A 374-nucleotide genomic window follows, 5' to 3' on the forward strand; every position below is an offset into this window, starting at 1 on the left:
TGGCCATGGCGTCCTTCATGTCGCCCTGCATCATCCGCGCCAGCGCCATCAGGTCGCCGTAGCGGCCGTTGCGCGCCTCGTGGATCAGCTTGGGCAACAGCGCGGCGGCCTGCGGCATGTAGGCGTACATGCGTACCAAGCCGGCGACGGTCTCGGCGCGCAGCACGTCCTCGCGTTCCTCGCCGGTGCTGGCGTCGCGGTAGCGCACCGTCACCGGGTTGGCGCGCAGCGTGGCCAGCAGCGCGTCCAGTTCGGCGCGCGGATCGCCCAGCGCCGCCTTGCACGCCGCGTTGCCGGTGCACTGGGCGAACTGCAGCGCCAGCGCGTCGTCCAGGTTGCGGGCGAAGATGCTGCCCAGCTGCAGGGTGTTGGGC

1 protein-coding gene is annotated in these 374 nt (G+C 71.7%); it reads right to left on the reverse strand.

Going from position 1 to position 374, the window contains the following annotated elements; genetic code table 11:
• Window positions 1-374, reverse strand: a 374-nt coding sequence (locus AC1DNF_RS35860) for a hypothetical protein (protein WP_478153701.1), incomplete at both ends; no start/stop codon positions are given.

The organism is Variovorax sp. 01T432 (assembly GCF_056398605.1).